The following is a 22,324-nucleotide window of genomic DNA, read 5'->3' on the forward strand; positions in this document are numbered from 1 at the left end:
CCGCGCCCCCACCCGGTCGTTTCGAAATGAGGGGGCCGCCCCACGATTACGTATTTATACCTAAATGTCTGTTTACCAACAATAATCGAGATCGGTCTAGCCAGAAACCACGCTTGATAATCAACCTGGAGCTGGCTGGATGTACGGGACGATCAACAGGGGCGGATCGCCACGCCGGCTTGGAAGCCCGCTTGCGGGTCGTATCGCGGGTGCTGCCCTGACGCTCTTCTCCCTGTCGATCGCCGGCACGGCTCTGGCAGAAGGCCCCACCGCCGCCCCGGCCCCGGCCGGGCCCCGCCTCACGGGAACCCTGGGCGTGGCCAGCCAGTATGTCACCAAGGGCGTCGGACGAAGCAACGGCGAGCCGAGCGCCTCGGGCTCGATCGAACTGTCCAGCAATGGCTTCTACGGCAGCCTGTTCGCCTCGTCAGCCGAACTGTCGCAGGGTTCGGACGCGGAATTCGTGACGACCCTGGGCTACCGCACCACGGTCGCCGATTTCGGTCTGGACGTGGCGGTGATCAATCGGGACTTCCCCGGAACCCGGGCGGGCATCGACGCCAACATCACCGAGTATCAGGCCGACCTTTCGGGCCAGGTCGGCCCGGTCTCGACCCGGCTCCGCGTCAACTATTCGGCGGACGGGTTCGCCTCGACAAAGGAAGCCTGGTGGGTCGAATTCCAGGGCGGGATCGCTCTGGATGACAACACCAAGGCCACCGCCGCGATCGGGAACCGCACCGCCGACGGCGGGGCCGAATACGCGGCCTGGAACGTCGGCGTGAAGCGCAAGCTGCCGCACCACCTGGCCCTCGATGTGCGCTGGTATGACACCGACGGCCACAGTTACGGCGATGCCTACGAAAGCCGTCTGGTCGCCGCCCTCACCTATTCTTTCTGACCGCAACCCTGACCGGCTGCTGTCAAGCGGCTCCTTGAGAAGGAACTCACCGTGACCCTCGCCAACATCAAAATCTCACGAAGACTGGCCGGTGCCTTTGCGTTCATCGTGCTGATCATCGTCGCGCTGAGTGCGGCGATCCTCCTGCAGGTGAACGGCCTCGAAACCCGAAAAGAGGCGGTGTCTCTTGAGCAGAAGAACATTGAGACGATCAACGGCCTGAAGCTTTCCTTGTCGAAGATGGAGAGCAACACCCGGGTCTACGTCGTTTACCAAAACCCCAGATATCTGAGTGTCATCGAGCAGGAATCCCTCGCGTTTGATGCGGGGATCGCCAAGCTGCGCGAGCAGCTGGCGCATATCGACGGCGCCGCGGGCCGAATCGACACCCTGGAGCAGGCCGAAGCCACCTATCGGACTGAAATCGTCGAGAAGGAAACCCGTCTCGCGGCCAATCCGGCAACGCGGGGGCAGGCCGTGGCCATCATCCAGTCCGGCGTCGCCGGCCGCCACATGGAGCAGGTGGAGACGGCGTTCGAGGACATCCGCTCGCGTGCCCAGGGTCGGATCGACGCCGCCAACGCCGCCAATGAGGCCGCGTTTGCTTCGACGCGGCTTACCCTGATGGTCGGGGTCGGTCTTGCCCTGATCCTGTCGGTCGCTTTCGGCTTGATCCTGACCCGCGGCATCGTCGGTCCGGTCAACAACATGATCGGTTACATGCGCCGCCTGATCGGCGGAGATACCAACTTCGAAGTCCCCTGCGTCGTCCGCAAGGACGAGTTCGGCGAGATGGGTCGTTCGGTCATCGCCTTCCGCGACGCCGCCATCGAGAAGACCCGTCTGGAAGCCGAGGGCGCCGCCTTGCGCGGCCAGTCGGACGAGGAGCGCGCCCGCAACCAGCGCGCCGCCGACGCCGCCGCCCGTGAACAGGCCAGCGTCGTAGCCGCCTTGGGCGAAGGCCTGGATCACCTGACGCGCGGCGATCTGACCTACACCCTGACCCAGTCCTTCCCCGACGACTATGTGAAGCTGAAGGAGGACTTCAACGCCGCCATCGGCCAGCTCAAGGACGCCATGTCGGTGGTGGCCGGCAACGTCTCGGCCATCCGCTCCGGCGCCGGTGAGATCGCCCAGGCCTCTGACGACCTGTCGCGCCGCACTGAACAACAGGCCGCCTCGCTGGAGGAGACCGCCGCCGCCCTGGACGAGATCACGGCCACGGTGAACCGCACGGCCTCGGGCGCCCGCCAGGCCTCCGAGACCGTCCAGGCCGCCAAGGGCGACGCCGAGACCTCGGGCAATGTCGTCCGCGACGCCGTCGGCGCCATGGGCGCGATCGAGAAGTCCGCCCAGGAGATCAGCCAGATCATCGGCGTGATCGACGAGATCGCCTTCCAGACCAACCTGCTGGCCCTGAACGCCGGGGTCGAGGCCGCGCGCGCCGGAGACGCCGGACGCGGCTTCGCGGTCGTCGCCTCCGAGGTCCGGGCCCTGGCCCAGCGGTCCGCCGAAGCCGCCAAGGAGATCAAGGTGCTGATCTCGGCCTCGACCAGCCAGGTCAACGCCGGCGTCGCCCTGGTCGGCCAGACGGGCGAGGCGCTGCAACGCATCGTCGGCCGCGTCGCCGAGATCGACGGCCTGGTGTCCGAGATCGCCGCCTCGGCCCAGGAACAGGCCACCGGCCTTCAGCAGGTCAACACCGCCGTCAACCAGATGGATCAGGTCACTCAGCAGAACGCCGCGATGGTCGAGCAATCCACCGCCGCCAGCCACTCGCTGTCGCAGGAAGCCGAGACCCTGGCCGGCTCTGTGTCGCGCTTCCAGATCGGCGCCGTGGCCCACGCTCCGGCGGAGCGTGGCGCGCCCCGGTCCCAGCCCCGTCCAGCCAACCGTCCGGTCGCCCAGATGCGCACCGTCGGTTCCGGCGGGGCCGCACGCAAGCCCCAGCCGGTCGCCTCCGAGGACGGCTGGGAGGAGTTCTGATGAGCGCCTCCCTGTCCCTTCCGCCTGTCCTCGACCTGGCCCAGGCCGATGCGCTGAAGGCGGCCCTGCTGCCGATGCGCGGTCAGCCGCTCGTCATCGACGCCTCTCGCGTCGAGCGCCTGGGCGGTCTGTGCCTCCAGGTCCTGATCTCGGCGCAGAAGACCTGGGCCGCCGACGGCCATGTGCTGAAGATCGACGAGGTGTCGCGTGAGTTCGCCGATCAATGGAACGCATTCGGGGCGGCCTCGGCCGATCGCCCGCTGGGAGCCCTCTCGTGATCAAGACCGTGCTGACCATCGATGACAGCCGCACCATGCGCGAGATGCTGATGATGGCCCTGGTCGAGGCGGGCTACCGCGTCATCCAGGCCGTCGACGGCATCGATGGTCTGGAGACGCTGGCGGCCGAGGGGGCCGACGTCATCATCACCGACATCAACATGCCCCGCATGGACGGCTTCGGCGTGATCGAGGGCGTCCGAGCGGACCCCAACCATCGCGCCACGCCCGTGCTGGTGCTGACGACCGAGAGCGATGCCGCGAAGAAACAGCGCGCCCGCGACGCCGGCGCCACTGGCTGGATCGTCAAGCCGTTCGACCCGGCCAGGCTGGTCGACGCCGTCCGTCGCGTGGCGGCCTGACCGATGAGTGACGCGGTCGATCCCTTCGAGGCGATCAAGGTCGTCTTCTTCCAGGAGTGCGACGAGCTGCTCGCCGACCTGGAAACGGGCCTGCTCGCCATCGAGCAGGGCAGCGCGGACATGGAGACGGTCAACGCCGTCTTCCGCGCGGTCCATTCGGTCAAGGGCGGAGCAGGGGCCTTCGGCCTCGACGCCCTGGTGCGGTTCGCCCACGTCTTTGAGACCCTGCTGGACGAGATCCGTTCGGAGCGGAAGCCGTGCGACGACGTCACGGTCAAGACCCTGCTGCGCGCCTCGGACGTGCTGGCCGACCATATCGCCGCCGCTCGCGGTCAGGGCGCGCCGGTCGACGAGGCCCGTTCGGCCGGTCTGGTGGCCGAGCTGGAGGCCCTGACGCACGGCGAGGCCGGCCCGGCCGCCGTCGCCGGGGGCGCCGACATCGAACCCGCCTTCGCCCCGGTCGTGGCCGCGCCGGCGGACGACGGCGCCGACGAGTTCGGCTTCCGGCCCGTCGCCTTCAACTTCGCCGCTCTGGATGCGCCGCCTGAACCGGCCGCACCCGCCGCTGCCCCTGCCGAAAACGCCTGGCGTATCGTCTTCCGTCCGCACGGCCGGATGTACGTCAACGCCAACGAGACCGGCCTGCTGCTGCGCGAGCTCTCGCATCTCGGCGAGATGACCGTCGATCTCGACGTCTCCGCCGTGCCGCAGCTGGACGCGCTGGAGGCCGAGGAGTCCTATCTGTCCTGGACCATCGAGCTGACGACCGACGCCGGAGAGGCCGCGATCCACGAGGTCTTCGACTTCGTCGAAAGCGACTGTGACCTGTCGATCCGTCCGGCTTCTGCGGCAACGGAAGCCGTCGAAGCCGAGCCCACGCCCGCTCCCGACTCCGACATCGCCGCCCTGCTGGCCCGGGCCCAGGCCGAGGTCGTTGTGGTCGCCGAGCCCGCGCCCGCGCCCGCGCCCGCCCCGGTCGCCCAGGTCGCCCCCGTCGTTCAGCCGGCCGCCGCGCCGGCGCCGATCCCGGAGCCCGCCCCGGCCGCAACCGCCGCCAATGCCGCGACCCCGGCTGCGGCCAACGCGCCCGCTGCGCCCGCCGCCGTCACCATCCGCGTCGATCTCGACCGCGTCGATCGTCTGATCAACGTCGTCGGCGAACTGGTCATCCAGCAGGCCATGCTGGCCCAGCGGGTGATCGAGAGCGGCCTGGCCCGGTCGTCCGGCATCTCGGTCGGTCTGGAAGACCTCGAACTGCTGACCCGCGAGATCCAGGACAGCGTCATGGCCATCCGCGCCCAGCCGGTGAAGTCGGTGTTCCAGCGCATGCCGCGCCTCGTCCGCGAAGTCGGCGAGATGACCGGCAAACGTGTCCGCCTGGTCACCGCCGGCGAGGACACCGAGGTCGACAAGACCGTTGTCGAACGCCTGGCCGAACCGATCACCCACATGCTGCGCAACGCCATCGACCACGGTCTTGAAGGACCGGAAGATCGCGCCGCCGCCGGCAAGCCGGTGGAAGGCACGGTGCGCCTCGCCGCCCTGCACCGCTCGGGCCGGATCGTCATCGAGATCTCCGACGACGGTCGCGGCATCAACCGCGAACGGGTCAAGGGAATCGCCGTCTCGCGCGGCCTGATCGCCGAGGACGCCGCCCTGACCGACGACGAGATCGACAACCTGATCTTCCTGCCCGGCTTCTCGACCGCCGAAGTCATCTCCGACGTCTCGGGCCGGGGTGTGGGCATGGATGTGGTGCGTCGCTCGATCCAGGCGCTGGGCGGCCGGATCACCATCGCCTCGACGCCCGGCAAGGGCTCGACCTTCACCCTCAGCCTGCCGCTGACGCTCGCGGTGCTGGACGGGATGGTCGTCACCGGCGCCGACCAGACCCTGGTCGCCCCTCTGACCGCCATCGTCGAGAGCCTGACGCCGCGTCTGGAAGACATCCACTACGTCGGCGGCCACGACCCGGTGATCCGCTTCCGCGACCAGTTCGTGCCCTTGATCGACGTCGCCCTCGGCATGGGCTTCCGCGACGTGCCCCTCGAGGCCGGCACCGGCGTCGCCGTGGTCATCGAGACCGAGGCCGGCACGCGCGCCGCCCTGCTGTTCGACGCCATCCAGGGCCAGCGCCAGGTGGTCATCAAGAGCCTTGAGACCAACTACCAGCAGGTCGAGGGCGTCGCCGCCGCGACCATCCTGGGCGACGGCCGCGTCGCCCTGATCCTGGACGTCGACGCCATTGTCGCCGGTTCGCGCCGCCGGTTCGTGCGGCACGAGGCGGCGCGTTCCGAACTGAAAATCGCGAGCTGATCATGACCGAAGCCACCAACGCCGCCGCCCGTGAGCTGATCGCCTTCCGTATCGGAGAGCAGGAGTTCTGCGTGGACATCATGTCCGTGCGGGAGATCCGCGGCTGGACCCCGGCGACGCCGCTTCCCCGCGCGCCTGGCTTCATGAAGGGCGTCATCAATCTTCGCGGCGCCGTCCTGCCGATCATCGACCTGGGCGCCCGCTTCGGCCTGCGCACTTCGGAACCGTCCGAGCGCCACGTCATCATGGTGGCCCATATCGGCGGGCGGATGGTCGGCCTGCTGGTCGACGCCGTGTCGGATATTATCCAGCTGACCGACGAAGCGCTGCAGCCGACGCCGGATGTCGCCAGCGAACAGGTGAAGTCCTTCGTCAAAGGCCTGTTCGCCCTCGAGGGCCGCCTGATCAGCCTGATCGAGCTGGACCGGATCGTTCCAGAAGTCGAAGCCGAAGCCGCATGACGTCGGATTCAGGGTCACGAAGGGCCGCCGGGCGTGAATCCCTGGTCGAAGGCGAGTTCGTCTTCACCGCCGAGGACTTCCGCCACATCGCCGAAATCCTGCACAGCTATGCGGGAATCGCCCTGAACGACGGCAAGGCCGCGCTGGTCTATTCGCGCCTCGCCAAGCGGCTGCGGACCCTGGGTCTGCGCAGCTTCCGCGACTACTGCGAACTGGTGCAGGGCGTGGACGGCGTGGACGAGCGCCAGTTGATGACGGCCGCCCTGACGACCAACGTTACCCGCTTCTTCCGCGAGCCCCACCATTTCGAACACCTGCGCGACCAGGTCATGCCGGGTCTGGCCGAGCGCGCCCGTCGGGGCGAGCGGGTCCGCCTGTGGTCGGCCGCCTGTTCGAACGGGCAGGAGCCCTATTCCATGGCCATGACCGTGCTGGCGGTCCTGCCGGAAGCCAACGATCTCGACTTCCGCATCCTGGCCACCGACATCGATCCGAACATGGTCGCCGACGGCATCGCCGGGGTCTATTCGGCGGAACACCTGGACGCCGCGCCGCCGATGCTGCGCAACCGCTTCTTCGACAAGGCGCCCGCACAAGGCCGCGACATGCTGTCGGCCAATGCCGCGCTGCGCGAGCTCGTCTCGTTCCGTGAGTTGAACCTGATCGGCGACTGGCCCATGCGGCACAAGTTCGACGTCATCTTCTGCCGCAACGTGGTGATCTATTTCGACGACGCGACCCAGGAGCGGGTGTGGAAGCGGTTCACCCCGTTGATGACCCCCGGCGCCACCCTCTACATCGGTCATTCGGAACGGGTCAGCGGGTCCGCCGTCAACCAGCTGACCCCCGCCGGCCTCACAACCTACAGGCTGGCGCCATGAGTGCGCCCATCCGTGTTCTGGTCGTCGACGACTCGCCCACGATGCGCGGCCTGATCACGGCCGCCCTGCGTCGCGATCCGGAGATCGAGGTCATCGGCTCGGCCGCCGATCCGCTGGAAGCCCGCGCCCTGATCAAGGACCTGAACCCCGACGTCATCACGCTCGACGTCGAGATGCCCAACATGAACGGGCTGGAGTTCCTCGAGAAGATCATGCGCCTGCGGCCCATGCCCGTGGTCATGGTCTCGACCCTGACCCAGGCCGGCGCCGAGGTCACCCTCAGAGCGCTGGAGATGGGCGCGATCGATGCGGTCGGCAAACCCGGCGCGGGCGTTACCGCCGTCGAGGCCTTCGCCGAACTGACCCTGAAGGTGAAGACCGCCGCCCGCTCCCGCGTCCGGGCCCGCGAGGCCGTCGAAGCGCCGCGTCCGCGCACCGATCACCGCCCGGGCGCCGACCACATCCTGGCCATCGGCGCCTCGACCGGCGGCGTGGAAGCCCTGATCACTCTCCTGTCCGCCTTCCCGGCCAACTGCCCGGCGACGGTGATCACACAGCACATGCCGGCGACCTTCACGCCCAGTTTCGCCGCCCGCCTCGACAAGATGTCCGCCGCCACGGTCAGCGAGGCCGTCGACGGCGCGACGCTGATGCCCGGTCACATTTATCTGGCCCCAGGCGGCGTCGCCCATCTCGAGGTTTCGGGCGCGACGCCGCGTTGCCGCCTGAGCCAGGGCGACACGGTCAGCGGCCACCGCCCGTCGGTCGACGTCCTGTTCCGATCGATCGCCCGCCTGCGCAGACCCATGACCGGCGTCATCCTGACCGGCATGGGCCGCGACGGCGCGCAAGGTCTGCTCGAGATGCGCAGCGCCGGCGCCCACACCCTGGGTCAGGATGAGGCCAGCTGCGTCGTCTACGGCATGCCGCGCGTCGCCCACGAGATCGGCGCCGTCGAACGCCAGCTCCCGCTCAACCGTCTTTCATCCGCCATTCTCGATCTGTGCGCCTCGTCCCGCGCCCAGACAGTCGTCTGAGGATTTTTAATGCCCGCCGCTTCCGCCATTGAAGTCCTCATCGTCGACGACCAGATGTCGATGCGCAGCCTCATCCGCACCAGCCTGCAACAGATCGGTTTTCGCGAGTTCCGCGAGGCGGCCGACGGCGAGGCCGGCCTGCGCGAGATGATCACCAAACCCGCGCACCTGGTCATTTCCGACTTCAACATGCCCAAGCTCGACGGGCTCGGCCTGCTCCGCGCCGTGCGCTCGCACCCGCCGACCCAGGGCGCCGCCTTCATCATGCTGACCGGCCGGGCCGACAAGGAACTGGTCCAGCGCGCTGTTCAGTTCGGCGTCAACAACTACCTGGTCAAACCCTTCACCGTCGCCCAGCTGAAAGAGAAGCTGGAAGGCGTGTTCGGCCCCCTGACATGATGTCCGCCGAGGCCCTGGCGACCGAACAGCGAATCCACGTGGGCCAGGGCGAGCACCATGTGACGTCCGACCGGAACGTGATGCTGACCACCATCCTCGGCAGCTGCGTGGCCATGTGTCTGCGCGATCCCGACACCGGCGTCGGCGGCATGAATCACTTCCTGCTGCCGGAAGGCGCGGGGGCTGGCACTGACGCAGGCCGCCGCTACGGCGCCTATGCGATGGAACTGCTGATCAACGATGTGATGAAGGCCGGGGCGCGTCGCGACCGGTTGGAGGCCAAGTTGTTCGGCGGCGGCCGGATGTTCGACAGTCTGCGCGACGTCGGCCTGCAGAACGCCGACTTCGCCGAACGCTTCCTGCGCGATGAAGGCATTCCCGTCGTCGGCGGCAGCCTGCGTGGCCCGGGCGGTCGCCGGCTTCACTACTGGCCCGCCACCGGGCGGGCCCTGCAACGCGCTGTCACGGACGGCCATGTGCCGGTCCAGGCTTCCCCCCGCATCGAACCGGTCGCTACCGGCGCCGTGGAGTTGTTCTGATGTCCCAGTCCCAAAGCCGCGACCTGCTGGTCGCCGTCTCCAACGAACTGGCGGAAATCCGGGAGCGTCTCGAAGACCTCGCGGACCTGACGTCCGAGCTGATGACGGACTGCCCGGCCGAGCGCCGCGCCGAGGCCATGTCCAGCGTCCAGGATTTCGACCTCCTGATCCAGCGCCTCGACGGACTCAGCGGTCTCGCCGCCGCCCTGGGCGCCGGCACGCCTCTGGCCACGGCCCTGCACGCCCTGACCCTTTCGGACCTCTATGACCGTCTCGTCGGTGACCCCGGTATCCGTCCCTCGATGTCCGCGCCATCCGGCGAACTGACCCTGTTCGACTGAAGCCATGCCGCGTCCTTCCACCCTGGACCGGGTCAACCTGGCGCGCTCGAAAGTGCTTCTGGTCGATCACAATCAGAATTCGCTCGATATGCTGAGCTCGATCTTCCACGGCTTCGGGGTCAAGCTGCAGATCAAGTGCGGGTCTACGCCCGAGGCCGTGTCGATCATGGAGACGCGCGACGTCGATCTGGTCCTGATCGATTGTTCGATGCCGGAGATGGACGGCTATGACTTCACGCGCTGGCTGCGGCGCGAGACCAAGCCACCGGTACGCTACACGCCGGTGATCCTGCTGACCGGACACGCCGCCCAGTCGAAGGTGCGGAAGGGGCGCGACTGCGGGGCGAGCTTCGTTGTCACCAAGCCGCTGACGCCGAACGTGCTCTTGCAGCGCATCCTGTGGCTGGGCGCCGACGAGCGGAACCTGGTGGAATGCGACACCTATGTGGGGCCGGATCGTCGCGTGCGCAGCCTGGGTCCGCCGGTGGGAATGCCGGGCCGGCGTAGCGGCGATCTGTCCGAACACGTCGGCGCCGCCACCGAGGCGAACATGGATCAGTCCTCTATCGATATGATGATGAAGCCGATGAAGGTCGCACTGTGAGCGAAGCCCGGACGTTTAAGATCAAGAGCCCGTTGGCGCTGCAACTTCAGGGTCCGGGCGGCAGCCAGGTCCGCGACCTCGAGCGGCAGGCGACCGCCAGGCTGGAAACCCATCGCGACGACGCCATGGCCGCCGTGGTCGCAACGCTGGACGCCCTCGACGCCCTTTGCGCCGAGGCGGCCATCGATGCCGGACCGCGCGTCTACGCCCTGGCATCGTCGATCGTGGATGTGGCGGGCTATTTCGACACAGGCCCGCTCTTCCAGGCGGCCTACAGTCTGTGCGAGGTCTCCGACCGGATGCTCCAGGCCGAGACCTGGCACTGGCCGTCGATCCGGGTCCACACCCAGGCGTTGCGCCTGATCCTCGCGAGCGGATGCCGCGTCGGACGCACCAGCGAGACCTTGCTGGCCGGCCTGCGCTCGATCACCCAGAGCCGCTAGGGAGTCTCCCTCGCGGCGGACCCTCCGGTCTCCCCGGACCCTGTTCCAGAGCCCGGCTCCAGGCCCGGAGGGGGCGCGGCGCAAGGTCAGGTCGAGGGCAGAAGTTCCGCCGCGAACTGACGGTAACGACCGGCCCGCACCCCATCGGTTGCGCGGGCGATGTCGGGTGCGAAATAGTGGTCGCTGTCATAGGCGGCGACCGCCTCCCGCACGATCGACCACACTGCTTCCAGCGCCGGCGAACTCCTGAGCGGACGCCGGAATTCGATGCCCTGGGCGGCGGCCAGAAGCTCGATGCCGACGACGGTCGCGGTGTTCTCCGCCATCTCCAGCAGGCGCCGCGCACCATGGGTGGCCATGGAGACATGGTCCTCCTGATTGGCCGAGGTCGGGACGGTGTCGATGCTGCACGGATGGCTCATCATCCGGTTCTCGGCGACGAGGGCGGCGGCGGTCACCTGGGCGATCATGAAGCCGGAGTTCAGCCCGCTCTCGCGCACAAGGAAGGCGGGCAGTTCGCTCATCTTGGGGTCGACCAGGATGGCGGTTCGGCGCTCCGAGATGTTGCCGATCTCGCACAGGACCATGGCCAGCTGGTCGGCGGCGAAGGCGACGGGTTCAGCATGGAAATTGCCGCCGGAAATCACGTCGCCGTCCTCGATGAAGACCAGCGGATTGTCGGTCACAGCATTGGCCTCGCGCTCCAGCGTCGCGGCGGCGCTGCGGATCACATCCAGCACCGCCCCCATGACCTGGGGCTGGCAGCGCAGGGAGTAGGGGTCCTGAACCTTGGTGTCGCCCTCGCGATGGCTGTCGCGAATGGCGCTTCCGACCATGAGCGCGCGCAGGGTCCGGGCGACATCGATCTGGCCGGGCTGGTTGCGCAAGGCGTGGATGCGAGGATCGAACGGCGCGTCCGATCCCATCAGCGCATCGACCGACAGGGCCCCTGCCGCTATCCCGGCGGCGAAGGCGGCCTCCGTGGCGAACAGACCGGCCAGCGCCAGCGCCGTCGAACACTGGGTGCCATTCAACAGGGCGAGGCCTTCCTTGGGCCCCAGGGTCAGGACCGACAGTCCGGCCCGCGCCAGGGCCGCCTCGGCATCGAGCGTCTCGCCCCGATGCCGCGCTTCGCCCACGCCGATCAGGACGCAGGACATATGGGCCAATGGGGCCAGATCGCCCGAGGCGCCGACCGAACCCTTGGACGGAATACAGGGCAGGACGTCGGCGTTCACCAGAGCGATGAGCGCCTCGAGCGTCTCGCGCCGGACGCCCGAGGCGCCCTTCGACAGACTGGCGATCTTCAAGACCAGGATCAGGCGAACGACCGCGTCGTCCAGCAGCGGACCGACGCCGCAGGCATGGCTGAGCACCAGGTTCTTTTGCAACGTCTCCAGATCGCCGGGCGCGATCGAGGTGCTGGCCAGCAGGCCGAAGCCGGTGTTGATGCCATAGACGGTGCGGCCCTCGGCGATGATGGCGGCGACGGTGGCGGCGCTCTTGTCGACATCGATCCAGGCTGCGGGGGCGAGATCGACGGTCATCGGACCGTCGAGGACGACGCGCAACTGGGCGAGTGTGAGTGGTTCGGCGCCAAGGATGATCTTCGTCATGGTCAGGCCTTCAGGCTTGGCAGGTTCAGGCCATGCTCGCGCGCGGCGGCGCGGGCGATCTCATAGCCAGCGTCCGCGTGGCGCATGACGCCCGTCGCCGGGTCGTTCCACAGGACCCGCTCCAGCCGCTTCGCCGCCTCCGACGTGCCGTCCGCGACAATGACCACGCCCGAGTGCTGGGAGTAGCCCATGCCGACCCCGCCGCCGTGATGCAACGACACCCAGCTCGCGCCCGACGCGGTGTTCAGCAGGGCGTTCAGCAGCGGCCAGTCAGACACGGCGTCCGAGCCGTCCAGCATCGCTTCGGTCTCGCGGTTTGGGCTGGCGACGGAGCCGCTGTCGAGGTGATCCCGGCCGATGACGATCGGGCCGCTCAGTTCGCCCGAGGCGACCATGTTATTGAACATCAGACCGGCCCGATGCCGGTCGCCCAGACCGATCCAGCAGATGCGCGCCGGCAGGCCTTGGAAGGCGATCCGCTCGCCGGCCATGTCGAGCCATCGGTGCAGGCCGGCGTTGTCGGGAAACAGCGTCTTCATCGCCGCGTCGGTCTTCCTGATATCCTCCGGATCGCCGGTCAGGGCGGCCCAGCGGAACGGTCCGATCCCGCGACAGAACAGCGGGCGGATATAGGCCGGCACGAAGCCCGGGAAGTCGAAAGCGTTGGCCACGCCCTGATCGAAGGCGACCTGACGGATGTTGTTGCCGTAGTCGGTGACCGGGATGCCCGCCGCCTGGAAGTCGAGCATGGCCTGCACATGGACGGCGCAGGATTGGCGCGCTGCCGCCTCGACGGCGGCAGGGTCGGAAACGCGCCTGTCTTCCCATTCGGCCACGGTCCAGCCGGCGGGCAGGTAGCCGTTGATGAGGTCGTGGGCGCTGGTCTGGTCGGTGACGAGGTCGGGCCGCACGCCGCGCCGGACCATCTCCGGTAGAATCTCGGCGGCGTTGCCGAGCAGGCCGACGGAGATGGGCTTGCCGATACGTCCCGCCTCCTCGATCAGGGCGAGCGCCTCGTCCAGGGTCTCGGCCATGACATCGAGGTAGCGGGTGCGCAGCCGCATCTCGATCCGGCTGCGCTGGCATTCGACGGCAAGGCAGGAGGCGCCGGCCATGGTCGCGGCCAGGGTCTGGGCCCCGCCCATGCCGCCGAGACCGGCGGTCAGGATCCACTTGCCGGACCAGTCGCCGCCATGGTGCTGGCGGCCTGCCTCCATGAAGGTCTCGTAGGTCCCCTGAACGATCCCCTGGGTGCCGATGTAGATCCACGACCCGGCCGTCATCTGGCCGTACATCATGAGGCCCTTGCGATCGAGTTCGTTGAAATGCTCCCAGGTCGCCCATTTGGGCACCAGGTTGGAGTTGGCGATCAGCACGCGCGGCGCGTCCTCATGCGTCCGGAACACCCCGACCGGCTTGCCCGACTGCACCAGCAGGGTCTCGTCCGGCGCCAGGGCGCGCAGGCTCTCGACGATCCGGTCGAAACTGGCCCAGTCCCGCGCCGCCTTGCCGATGCCGCCATAGACGACGAGGTCCTCCGGCCGCTCGGCCACCTCGGGGTCGAGATTGTTCATCAGCATCCGCAGCGCCGCCTCAGCGGCCCAGGTCCGGGCCGTCATCTCGATCCCGCGTGGGGCACGGACGATACGGGTGTTGCGCGTGGCGGTCATCGAGTCCTCCATGCGGCCTGCAGCAGGCCGTCTGTCGTGGTCCGCAGTGTTATGTCTAGACATTAACTGAGGCAAGCGGCACGTTCGGCGCATGGATCACGCGCCGCAAAACCCTGAGCCGCAAACGCCTGAACCGCTTCACCGCCGGATCGCCGGCGACATCGAGCGTCGTGTCGCCTCGGGCGAGTGGCGGCCAGGCTTCCGCGTCCCGACCGAGACGGCCCTGATGGCCGAGTACGGCTGCGCCCGGATGACGGTGTCGCGCGCCCTTTCGGACCTGGCCGCGCGCGGTCTGCTGATGCGCCGCAAGCGGGCCGGCACCGTCGTCGCCCCGCCGCCCGTCCATTCCTCGGCGCTGCTGGCCATTCCCGACATCCGGTCCGAGGTCGAGGGCCGTGGCATGGCTTACGAGCACCGTCTGCTCACCCGCGTCGTGCGTCCGGCGCGGCCCGACGAGACGGGGCTCGGCGTCCGGGTGATTGAGCTGGAGACCCTGCATCTGGCCGACGGCCTGCCGTTCGCCTTCGAGCGCCGGCTGATCGCACTGGAGACGGCGCCCGAGGCCGAGACGGCGGACTTCTCGACCGAGCCGCCCGGCGGATGGCTCCTGGCCCACATGCCCTGGACCGAGGCCGAGCACCGCATCGCCGCCGTGGGGGCCGAGGGCGACGCGGCCGCGCGGCTGGGCCTCGCCGACGGCGCCCCCTGTCTGAGGCTTGAGCGTCGCACCTGGCGCGACGGCCTCGGCGTGACCTGGGCTTTCCAAACCTTCCCCGGCGCCGCCTATGATCTGGTGGCGCGCTTTTCTCCGACCAAGGGATGATCATGAGCCATACGTCAGAAGCTCTCGGCTGGCGCTCCGTCGCGGATCTGGTCGGAGATCATCCGGAAGCGCCCGTGGCCTTGATCGGGGCGCCGCTGAACGAACGGTCGCTGACGCCCGGCCGCTGCGACCTCGGTCCGAAGGCGTTGCGGGCCGTCCTGCCGCGCCTGTCCACCTATGACGTCGAGACCGGCAGGGAGCTGGGCCTGCGGGTGCACGACGCAGGCGATGTGCCGCTGAAGGCGGTGTCGCCCGCCGACGCCTTCAGCCCCGTGCGCGACGCGGTGAAGGCCCAGGCGCACCGAGGCCTGACCATCCTCGTCGGCGGCAACAACGCCATTACCCGACCGGGCGTCCATGGCCTGGGTCTGGACCGCGTCGGGGTGCTGACGCTCGACGCCCATTTCGACCTGCGCGATACGGACCAGGGCCTGACCAACGGCAATCCGATCCAGGCCCTGCTCGACGACGGCCTGGACGGAAAACGCATCAGCCAGGTGGGTCTCGCCCCTTTCGCCAACACCCGCCGCGCTCATGAGAAGGCCAGGGTGGCGGGCATCAGCGTCCGCATGGCGCGGGAGTGCCGCGAGCGGGGTCTGGCCTCCGTCGTCGCCGAGGAACTGGAGCGACTGTCCGCCCTCTGCGACGTCCTCTACGTCGATTTCGACATCGATGTGATCGACCGCAGCCAGTGGCCGGCAAGTCCCGGCGCCCGCCCGGGCGGCGTTTCGGTCCACGACTTCTTCGACGCCACGCGCGTCATCGGCGCCCATCCAAAGGTCCGCGCCGTGGACCTGACCGAATACGATCCGTCGCTGGAGATCGGCGATCTCGGCTTCCTGACGGCGGGACGCTGGTTCTGCGAATTGCTGGCCGGGTTCGAAACGCGATGACCACCCTCATCACCGACTGTCGTGTCGCCACCATGGTCGAGGGTGGGGAGCCCTACGGGGCCATTGAGGACGCGGCGCTGCTGATCCGTGACGGTCGCATTGCCTGGGTCGGGCCGCGCGCTGATCAGCCCCCGCACGATGCCGTGCAAATTCACCGGCTCGACGGCCGCTGGGTCACGCCGGGCCTGATCGACTGCCACACCCATCTCGTCTTCGGCGGCGACCGTTCGGGCGAGTTCGAACAGCGTCTCAACGGCGCCACCTATGAGGAGATCGCCCGCGCCGGCGGCGGCATCGTCTCGTCCATGACCGCGACCCGCGCGGCGTCGGAGGACGATCTCTACGCCTCCGCCCTGTCGCGGCTGGAGGGCCTGAAGGCGACCGGCGTCACCGCCGTCGAGATCAAGTCCGGCTACGGCCTCGACCGCGATGCCGAACTCAAGATGCTGCGCGTCGCCCGTCGCATCGGGCGAGAGGCCGGCGTCCGCGTCCGCACCTCCTACCTCGGTCTTCACGCCGTTCCGCCGGAGCATCGGGCCGATCGCTCGGCCTATGTCGACCTCGCCATCGACGACATCCTGCCCGCCGCTCACGCAGAGGAACTGGTCGATGCAGTCGACGCCTATTGCGAACCCATCGCCTTCTCCGACGCCGAGGTCTCGCGCCTGTTCGAGAAGGCGAAGGCGCTCGGCCTGCCGGTCAAGCTCCACGCCGACCAGTTGTCCGACGGCGGCGGCGCGGCGCTGGCGGCCCGCTACGGCGCCCTGTCCGCCGACCACATCGAACACTCCAGCGAGGCGGGCGTCCGGGCGATGGGCGAGGCCGGCGTCGTCGCCGTCCTGCTGCCCGGCGCCTATCTGATGCTGCGAGAGACGACCCCGCCGCCGATCGAGATGCTGCGTCGCTACGGCGTGGCGATGGCCGTGGCCACCGACTGCAACCCCGGCACTTCGCCGGTCGCCTCGATGACCGCCGCGCTCACCCTGGCCTGCGTCCAGTTCCGTCTGACGCCGGAGGAAGCGCTGGCGGGCATGACCCGCCATGCGGCGAAGGCGCTGGGTCTTGCTGACGAGATCGGCACGCTTGAGGTCGGCAAGGCGGCCGACCTGGCGGTGTGGGACGTCACACGTCCGGCCGAGCTCTGCTACTGGCTCGGCAAGCCGATCCTGCATTCACGCTATGTGGCGGGCGGCCCGGCCTGATCAGCCCGGATGGGCGGGATTCCAGACCACAAAGGCGTCAAGCGCGCTCTGCGGCGCGCCGACCGATCGAGATATCGTTCACGTTGTCATCGATCATCTGGTTCTTGTCGCCGAAGATCCGCAGGCCGGTAACGAGGTCATGGTTGCGCGACCAGAGCGGCCCGGCGCGGCGCGCAGGGGCTTCGAGGGCCGGCACCGTACCGGCGATGTCTGCGAGCTGAGTCCGTCCGGGGGGGCAGAACCCCTGCTGTGACTCCAGCACCTGGACCACGCGTGGGGTCGCCGTGGCAGAGACCGCCGTTCCGCTGTCATGTGTGCGTGCTGCGCGCTACACCGCCCGGATCGGCATTCCCCTCGACAGCGGGATGCACACCAGGGTCCAGAACACATGCAGTTCCTCATCATCGCCCGCGACGGTCATGACCCCGACGCGCCGGCCCGCCGCCAGGCCGCGCGTCCCGCTCACATCGAAGGCCTCAAGGCGCGCCGGGCCGCGGGCGAGGTCATCGAGGTCGGCGCCCTTCTGGACGACGCCGGGTCGCCGATCGGATCGGCCATGATCGGAGAGTTTCCCGACCGCGCGGCCGCCGACGCCTATGTGGCGCAGGAGCCCTACACGACGTCCGGCGTCTGGGTGACGGTCGAAGTGACGCCGTTGCGGCTTCTGACCTGGGAATAGATCAGGCCCGCGTCGGCCCGGTGACGCCGTCCGCGTCCCGGGTCACGACCCAGGTCGACAGGGTGCGCGCCACATAGGGTTTGGCCAGGATGGTCGAGACGGTCTGCAGCTTCGCCTCCGCCCGCTCGGGCGTCAGGGTCAGCAGGACATAGCCCTTGGCCGTCTGGTCGCAGAACACGACCTCGTCGTTGTTGGCCGACAGCAGCGGCCCCAGCGGCAGGGGGGCAACGGCGTCGCCGGGCGACGGGCTGGAGATGGCGCTGGTTCCGAACTCGACCGCGCGACGCTCGCCGGCGGCATCCTTCAGGTCATTGACCCAGTAGGCGTGGCTGTCGCCGGCCAGGACGATCGGCTGCACCCCGGCCTCCTTGAAGGCCGCATAGAGCCGCTCGCGACCCGCCGGATAGCCGTCCCAGCTGTCGAGGCCGAACGGCACGCCCAGCTTGTAGAGCTGGATCATCTGGCGAAGCCCGCCCTGAACCGCCTCGGGCAGGCCGGCAATCATCCCCTCGATCTGCGCCTCCGACGCAATCTTGGTGACGTCCGGCCCCATGACCCGGGCCATCACGACCTGATTACCCAGCACCTGCCAGGGCTTGTGCGCAGACTTCGACGCCGCCAGCATGCCCTTCAGCCAGTTCCGCTGCGCATCGCCCAGCAGGTCCCGGTCCGGGGCGTTCAGCGTCTCATTGAAGGCGACGAGGTCGGGCACGCCGTCGACCATCGGCATGTCGGTGGCATAGTCGAGTTGCTTGTTGCGCGCCGTCAGACGCGTCTCGACCATGGCCAGGGTCGCCAGGTCGCCGAACTCGAAGCTGCGGTTGATCGCGTCGAGATCGAGCCCGGCGCGCGGCTCCCGGATCGGCATCCATTCGTAGTAGGCGCGCAGGGCGATGGCCTTGCGGGCCGCATAGTCGCCCTCGGTCGCTTCGGTATGGTTCTCGGCCCCCATGGACCAGGCGTCGTTGGCCACCTCGTGGTCGTCCCAGACGCAGATGAAGGCGGCGCGGGCGTGGGCGGCCTGAAGATCGGGGTCCGACTTATACTGGGCGTGACGCAGCCGATAGTCCTCGAGCGTCAGGATCTCGTGCGGCGGCTGGGGAATGCGGCTCAGGGCCGCTCCGGTGGACAGGCCGTAGTCGTCGGGGGCCGCACCGTATTCGTAGATGTAGTCGCCCAGGTGCACGACGGCGTCGAGCCGCGGCTCCTTCGACAGGGCGTCATAGGCGTTGAACAGACCGCCGGGATACAGTTGGCAGGAGACGACGGCGAGGACGACGTCGGGCGTCACGCCCTCGGGCAGGGTGCGGATCTGGCCGACGGGCGAAACGACGTCGCCGGCGATAAAGCGGTAGAAATACTCGGCCCCGGGCTCCAGCCCCTGACCGTCCAGGTCATGCTTGACGGTGAAGTCGCGCGCGGCGCGGGCGCGCAGGCCGGAGGCGGTGCGCACCTTGTCGGAGAAACCGGCGTCGCGTGCGACCTCCAGCGTCACCTCGATATCGGCGCCCGAGGCGTCGGCGGGTGTCACGCGGGTCCAGAAGACGGCCGAATGCGCGTAGGGATCGCCGGATGCGACGCCATGCAGGAAGGCGACCGCCGGGCTGTGCGCCGGGGCGGCGAGAGCAGGGGTGGCCAGGGCGCCCGCTCCGATACCGGTGATCAGGCCGCGACGGTCGATTTTCATCAGGGCTCTCCGGGAATGGTCGTCTTCTTCACCGTGCATCCCGGTGAAGGCCGGGATCCAGATTCACACACGGATGTGAGGGTTTCGCGTCACCTCAGGCAGGCAACGGAATTCGTGATCTGCACCCCGGCCTCTGCCGGGGTGCACGGAAGTAAACGTTCAGTACCGGACGCTGACGGTCGCGCCGTAGGTCCGGGGCTCGCCGGCGATGAAGGTCGGCAGGCCCAGGCTGTCGCCGGTATTGCCGGCGTCCTTGATGAACGCTTCGTCCAGCAGGTTGTCGCCGAACGCCTCGACCGACCAGTTCGCGCCGTCGGGGACATAGCGGACCCGCAGGTTGACCAGGCCGTAGCTGTCCTGGAACTCGTCGACGATCCGGTCGGGCACGAAGCCGGTGGTCTGCAGGTCGCGGCGGTCATTGTTGTCGTCGAAGAAGACCTCCGACTGCCAGCTGTAGGTCGGCTGGATTTCGAAGGCGCCGCCCGTGACGGGCAGGGTCACCAGGGCGCCGACCGAGACGCGGTGGTCGGGCGACAGGCGCAGGCGGTTGCCGTTGCGGGCCCCCGTCTGGAAGCGGGCGTGGTTGTAGCCATAGGTGGCGAACAGATCGAGCCAGTCGCTCGCCATCCAGCTGGCCTGGCCCTCGAAGCCATAGGCCTCGGCTTCACCGGCATTGGTGGTGATGAACTGGGTGCCGACCTGCTCGGTCGTCTGGAAGTTTTCATAGCTGTAGAAATAGACCGCGCCGTCCAGGCGGACGCGGCGATCCATCAGGGCCGACTTGAAGCCGGCTTCGTAGCTGTCGACGGTCTCGGCCGGAACCTCGGTGAAGTTAGGCGCGCCGAAGGGCGTGGACGGCACGGTCACGGCCAGCACCGCCGGGCGCCGGCCGCGGGCGTAGGTGGCGTAGAGGCTGGCGTCGTCCGAGACGGCATAGCGGCCGGTCAGACGGTAGGTCAGGCCGTCGTCCTCCAGATCGCGGGCGGTGACGTTGCCGTTGCCGGCCGTGGGCTGGAAGGTCAGGCCGAACAGCGGGAAGGCTGCGGACGCGGGCGCGCTGGCGGCGCCCGGGGTGGCCAGCTGGATCACCAGGCCGTTGGCGAAGGCGCCGAGCGCGCCTGCCTGGGCCAGGGCGGCCGGGGTGCCGACCGCGATCAGGGCGTTGATCTGGCCCTGGACCTGCTGGAGGGCCAGCAGGCCGCCGGCGATGGAACGGCCGTTCAGGACCGAGGAGCCGAACGCCGTGGTCTTCTCATCCGAGGTGTAGCGAACGCCGGCGGCGAACTCGAGCCGGTCGGTCGGCTTCCAGGTCAGGTCGCCGAAGACGTCGAACGACTGCAGCTCGGTGTTGGTGGCCGCCGTCTCGATGTGGCTGGCCTTCAGGTTGTTGGCGATCCCGGCGCGGGCCGCGGTCGGGATGCCGAGGCCGGCCAGCAGCGGCTGCAGGAAGGCCTGCGACGCATAGACCGAGCGGGGCAGGGCGGTCGGCAGGACGGCCAGCGGCGTGCCGTCGAGGATGCCGGCCAGCTGGGCCAGGGCCAGGCGTTCGTCGATCTCGATCGGCGAGGACGACTGGTTCTCCTCACGGAAGTAGCTGGCGCCGACGAAGCCCGACAAGGCGCCGCCGTTGTCCCAGTTCACGCGGAGCTCCTGACTCCACTGCTCGCCGTCGGAGATGCCGATGCCGGTCAGGATCGGCAGGGAGATGCCGTCCGGGTCGAAGGTCTCGGCCGTCTCGAAGGTGCGATAGGCGCTGACCGAGTTCAGGGTCAGGCTGTCCGACAGGTCATAGCGGACCAGACCGGTGACGCCCCAGACTTCGCGGTCGATGCCCAGTTCGCTGCCGCCCGGGATGTTCGACCCCGCCGTCAGGGCCGCGGGCGAACCCGGATCGCGATCGGTGCTCAGGACAGCGCCCGTGTTCGGGTCCTGGGGGTTGTAGTAGATCGAGCGGAAGCTGACGCCCGAGGGCGTGTCCTGCTGGTAGTTGGCGATCACGTCGACGCGCAGGGCGTCGGTCGGCTCGAAGGCGGCCAGGGCGCGGAAGGCCTGGGTATCGACGCCGTTGTAGTCGCGACCGTCCAGCAGGTTCTCGACGTAGCCGTCGCGGGTCTTCATGCGGGTGGCGAAGCGGAAGGCGGCCGTGTCGCCGACCGGCGCGTTCAGCATCAGCTCGACCATGCGGTAGTCGTAGTTGCCGATGGCGGCGCGGCCCTCGGCGGCGAAGCCGTCGAGATCGGCCTTGGTCTGGATCACATTGATCGCGCCGATCAGGGCGCCGCGGCCGTACAGGGTCGATTGCGGACCCTTGGAGACCTCGACCCGGTCGACATCGAACAGTTCGACGAAGGCGCCCGGCGCGCGCGAGATGGAGACGCCGTCCTGGTAGATCGACACGCGCGGCTCATCGGACGCGCCGGTCGAGTCCGAGGTCAGGCCCCGGATCACGAAGCCCGGGCTATTCGGCGACTGGTTCTGCACCAGCAGGCCGGGCACGAAGGCCGACAGCTCCTCGAAGTCCTGAACGCCGAGCCCGTCGAGGAACTCGCCGCTGTAGGCGGTCAGGGCGAACGGAACCTCGATCGGATCCTGGGCGCGCAGCTGGGCGGTGACGATCACCTCTTCCAGCTGGGACGTCTGGTCGTCCGACACCTGGGCGTTGGCGGAGGTGGCCAGCGCGCACGCGGCGGCGCAGCCCATAAGGATGGTTCTGGAATGAGTGCGATTGAACATGACAGCCCCTGTTGCTGTCCTGCTCTCTAGCCAGGCTTGGCGGCGCCCGAGCGACGCGGCGGTGATGGAGCGGTGACGCTTGGGGCGGGTTCGGACGGCTCGTCGCCGAACGGTCTCAGAGGCCCAGTCCGGCCCTCGCCTTCTTGGTCAGTTTCGCCGCCACAATCCGGCGGGCGATGGCGAAATGCTCGGCCAGTTCGTCGTCATCCCAGGCCTCGGGATCGGGCAGGTTCACCCATTTGGCCCGCGCCAGATAGGGTGCCGGCCGCGCCCTGCCGGTCTCGGTCAGGACCTCCCAGGCGATGTCGGAGACCTTGAATGACACCCCGCCCTCCGCGCCGACCATCACGAACATCTTGCCGCCGATGCGGTAGGCGTCGTGATGGTCGCCGAACGGATGGTCGAGCGTGACCCCGGGCAGGGCCAGGCAGACTTTACCTATGCCCGCCCTATCCATGAGGGGACGGGGCCAT

General features: G+C 68.6%; 23 protein-coding genes. 17 read left to right on the top strand and 6 right to left on the bottom strand.

Translation table 11 applies throughout. The annotated features are described in order from the left end of the window. Positions 1-139 precede the first annotated feature (139 nt). Genes ACP7AB_RS15035 through ACP7AB_RS15095 form a run of 13 tightly spaced genes read left to right on the top strand, consistent with a single transcriptional unit; the run spans position 140 to position 10,548 of the window. On the top strand, positions 140-901 hold the full coding sequence (locus ACP7AB_RS15035) for a TorF family putative porin (RefSeq protein WP_425992733.1): 762 nt from the start codon (positions 140-142) through the stop codon (positions 899-901). A 51-nt stretch (positions 902-952) separates the two neighbouring features. Next, positions 953-2,887, top strand: a complete 1,935-nt coding sequence (locus ACP7AB_RS15040; protein WP_425992732.1) for a methyl-accepting chemotaxis protein — start codon at positions 953-955, stop codon at positions 2,885-2,887. Then, on the top strand, positions 2,887-3,165 hold the full coding sequence (locus ACP7AB_RS15045) for an STAS domain-containing protein (protein WP_425992731.1): 279 nt from the start codon (positions 2,887-2,889) through the stop codon (positions 3,163-3,165). The genes ACP7AB_RS15040 and ACP7AB_RS15045 overlap by 1 nt, the downstream gene beginning before the upstream one ends. Next, on the top strand, positions 3,162-3,527 hold the full coding sequence (locus ACP7AB_RS15050; protein WP_425992729.1) for a response regulator: 366 nt from the start codon (positions 3,162-3,164) through the stop codon (positions 3,525-3,527). Before ACP7AB_RS15045 ends, ACP7AB_RS15050 begins: the two co-directional genes overlap by 4 nt. 3 nt (positions 3,528-3,530) lie before the next feature. Next, entirely contained in the window at positions 3,531-5,843 is a 2,313-nt protein-coding gene (locus ACP7AB_RS15055; protein ID WP_425992727.1) for a chemotaxis protein CheA, read from the top strand. A gap of 2 nt (positions 5,844-5,845) precedes the next feature. Next, the gene (locus ACP7AB_RS15060; protein ID WP_425992725.1) at positions 5,846-6,304 is read left to right on the top strand and encodes a chemotaxis protein CheW; all 459 of its coding nucleotides are present in this window, start codon (positions 5,846-5,848) and stop codon (positions 6,302-6,304) included. Further along, entirely contained in the window at positions 6,301-7,185 is an 885-nt protein-coding gene (locus ACP7AB_RS15065) for a CheR family methyltransferase (protein WP_425992723.1), read from the top strand. The genes ACP7AB_RS15060 and ACP7AB_RS15065 overlap by 4 nt, the downstream gene beginning before the upstream one ends. Continuing rightward, entirely contained in the window at positions 7,182-8,222 is a 1,041-nt protein-coding gene (locus ACP7AB_RS15070) for a protein-glutamate methylesterase/protein-glutamine glutaminase (protein WP_425992721.1), read from the top strand. Before ACP7AB_RS15065 ends, ACP7AB_RS15070 begins: the two co-directional genes overlap by 4 nt. A gap of 9 nt (positions 8,223-8,231) precedes the next feature. Beyond that, a complete protein-coding gene (locus ACP7AB_RS15075; RefSeq protein WP_425992720.1) occupies positions 8,232-8,621 on the top strand; it encodes a response regulator in 390 nt (129 codons plus the stop codon). Beyond that, complete coding sequence (locus tag ACP7AB_RS15080) at positions 8,621-9,160, top strand: chemotaxis protein CheD (RefSeq protein WP_425992790.1); 540 nt, start codon at positions 8,621-8,623, stop codon at positions 9,158-9,160. Before ACP7AB_RS15075 ends, ACP7AB_RS15080 begins: the two co-directional genes overlap by 1 nt. After that, positions 9,160-9,501, top strand: coding sequence for a hypothetical protein (locus ACP7AB_RS15085; protein WP_425992719.1), 342 nt, complete (start codon positions 9,160-9,162; stop codon positions 9,499-9,501). The genes ACP7AB_RS15080 and ACP7AB_RS15085 overlap by 1 nt, the downstream gene beginning before the upstream one ends. A 4-nt stretch (positions 9,502-9,505) precedes the next feature. Further along, complete coding sequence (locus tag ACP7AB_RS15090; protein ID WP_425992717.1) at positions 9,506-10,105, top strand: response regulator; 600 nt, start codon at positions 9,506-9,508, stop codon at positions 10,103-10,105. Next, entirely contained in the window at positions 10,102-10,548 is a 447-nt protein-coding gene (locus ACP7AB_RS15095; RefSeq protein ID WP_425992715.1) for a chemotaxis protein CheE, read from the top strand. The genes ACP7AB_RS15090 and ACP7AB_RS15095 overlap by 4 nt, the downstream gene beginning before the upstream one ends. A gap of 86 nt (positions 10,549-10,634) precedes the next feature. On the opposite strand, the gene hutH is transcribed toward ACP7AB_RS15095, so the two are convergent. Continuing rightward, complete coding sequence (gene hutH / locus ACP7AB_RS15100; RefSeq protein ID WP_425992713.1) at positions 10,635-12,164, bottom strand: histidine ammonia-lyase; 1,530 nt, start codon at positions 12,162-12,164, stop codon at positions 10,635-10,637. Positions 12,165-12,166: 2 nt separating this feature from the next. Next, positions 12,167-13,834, bottom strand: a complete 1,668-nt coding sequence (gene hutU, locus ACP7AB_RS15105) for a urocanate hydratase (RefSeq protein WP_425992711.1) — start codon at positions 13,832-13,834, stop codon at positions 12,167-12,169. A 91-nt stretch (positions 13,835-13,925) separates the two neighbouring features. On the opposite strand from hutU, the gene ACP7AB_RS15110 reads away from it, so the two are divergent. From ACP7AB_RS15110 to hutI, 3 genes are read left to right on the top strand one after another with little or no spacing between them, the layout of a single operon-like run. Further along, positions 13,926-14,657: a UTRA domain-containing protein gene (locus tag ACP7AB_RS15110; RefSeq protein ID WP_425992709.1), complete on the top strand. Its 732-nt coding sequence runs from the start codon at positions 13,926-13,928 to the stop codon at positions 14,655-14,657. Positions 14,658-14,659: 2 nt separating this feature from the next. Next, positions 14,660-15,550 (top strand): agmatinase family protein, encoded by an 891-nt coding sequence (locus ACP7AB_RS15115; protein WP_425992707.1) that lies wholly within the window; start codon positions 14,660-14,662, stop codon positions 15,548-15,550. Next, positions 15,547-16,752 carry an imidazolonepropionase gene (gene hutI / locus ACP7AB_RS15120; protein ID WP_425992705.1) on the top strand — a complete coding sequence of 402 codons (1,206 nt, stop codon included), beginning with the start codon at positions 15,547-15,549 and terminating at the stop codon, positions 16,750-16,752. The genes ACP7AB_RS15115 and hutI overlap by 4 nt, the downstream gene beginning before the upstream one ends. A 37-nt stretch (positions 16,753-16,789) precedes the next feature. Here hutI and ACP7AB_RS15125 read toward each other — a convergent pair whose 3' ends face one another. Further along, a complete protein-coding gene (locus tag ACP7AB_RS15125) occupies positions 16,790-17,023 on the bottom strand; it encodes a hypothetical protein (RefSeq protein WP_425992703.1) in 234 nt (77 codons plus the stop codon). A gap of 117 nt (positions 17,024-17,140) precedes the next feature. Here ACP7AB_RS15125 and ACP7AB_RS15130 point away from each other — a divergent pair, with 117 nt between their 5' ends. Continuing rightward, on the top strand, positions 17,141-17,431 hold the full coding sequence (locus tag ACP7AB_RS15130; RefSeq protein WP_425992702.1) for a YciI family protein: 291 nt from the start codon (positions 17,141-17,143) through the stop codon (positions 17,429-17,431). 1 nt (position 17,432) lies between these two features. Here the strand turns inward: ACP7AB_RS15130 and ACP7AB_RS15135 are convergent, their stop codons facing one another. The 3 genes from ACP7AB_RS15135 to ACP7AB_RS15145 form a co-directional block, all read right to left on the bottom strand. Then, on the bottom strand, positions 17,433-19,118 hold the full coding sequence (locus tag ACP7AB_RS15135) for an alkaline phosphatase D family protein (protein ID WP_425992700.1): 1,686 nt from the start codon (positions 19,116-19,118) through the stop codon (positions 17,433-17,435). 159 nt (positions 19,119-19,277) lie between these two features. Beyond that, on the bottom strand, positions 19,278-21,851 hold the full coding sequence (locus ACP7AB_RS15140) for a TonB-dependent receptor (RefSeq protein ID WP_425992698.1): 2,574 nt from the start codon (positions 21,849-21,851) through the stop codon (positions 19,278-19,280). A gap of 115 nt (positions 21,852-21,966) precedes the next feature. Further along, a complete protein-coding gene (locus tag ACP7AB_RS15145) occupies positions 21,967-22,308 on the bottom strand; it encodes an MmcQ/YjbR family DNA-binding protein (RefSeq protein ID WP_426046173.1) in 342 nt (113 codons plus the stop codon). Between the last annotated feature and the right edge of the window lie 16 nt (positions 22,309-22,324).

The sequence above is a fragment of the Brevundimonas sp. TWP3-1-2b1 genome (assembly GCF_049896165.1).
Lineage (GTDB): Bacteria > Pseudomonadota > Alphaproteobacteria > Caulobacterales > Caulobacteraceae > Brevundimonas > Brevundimonas subvibrioides_B.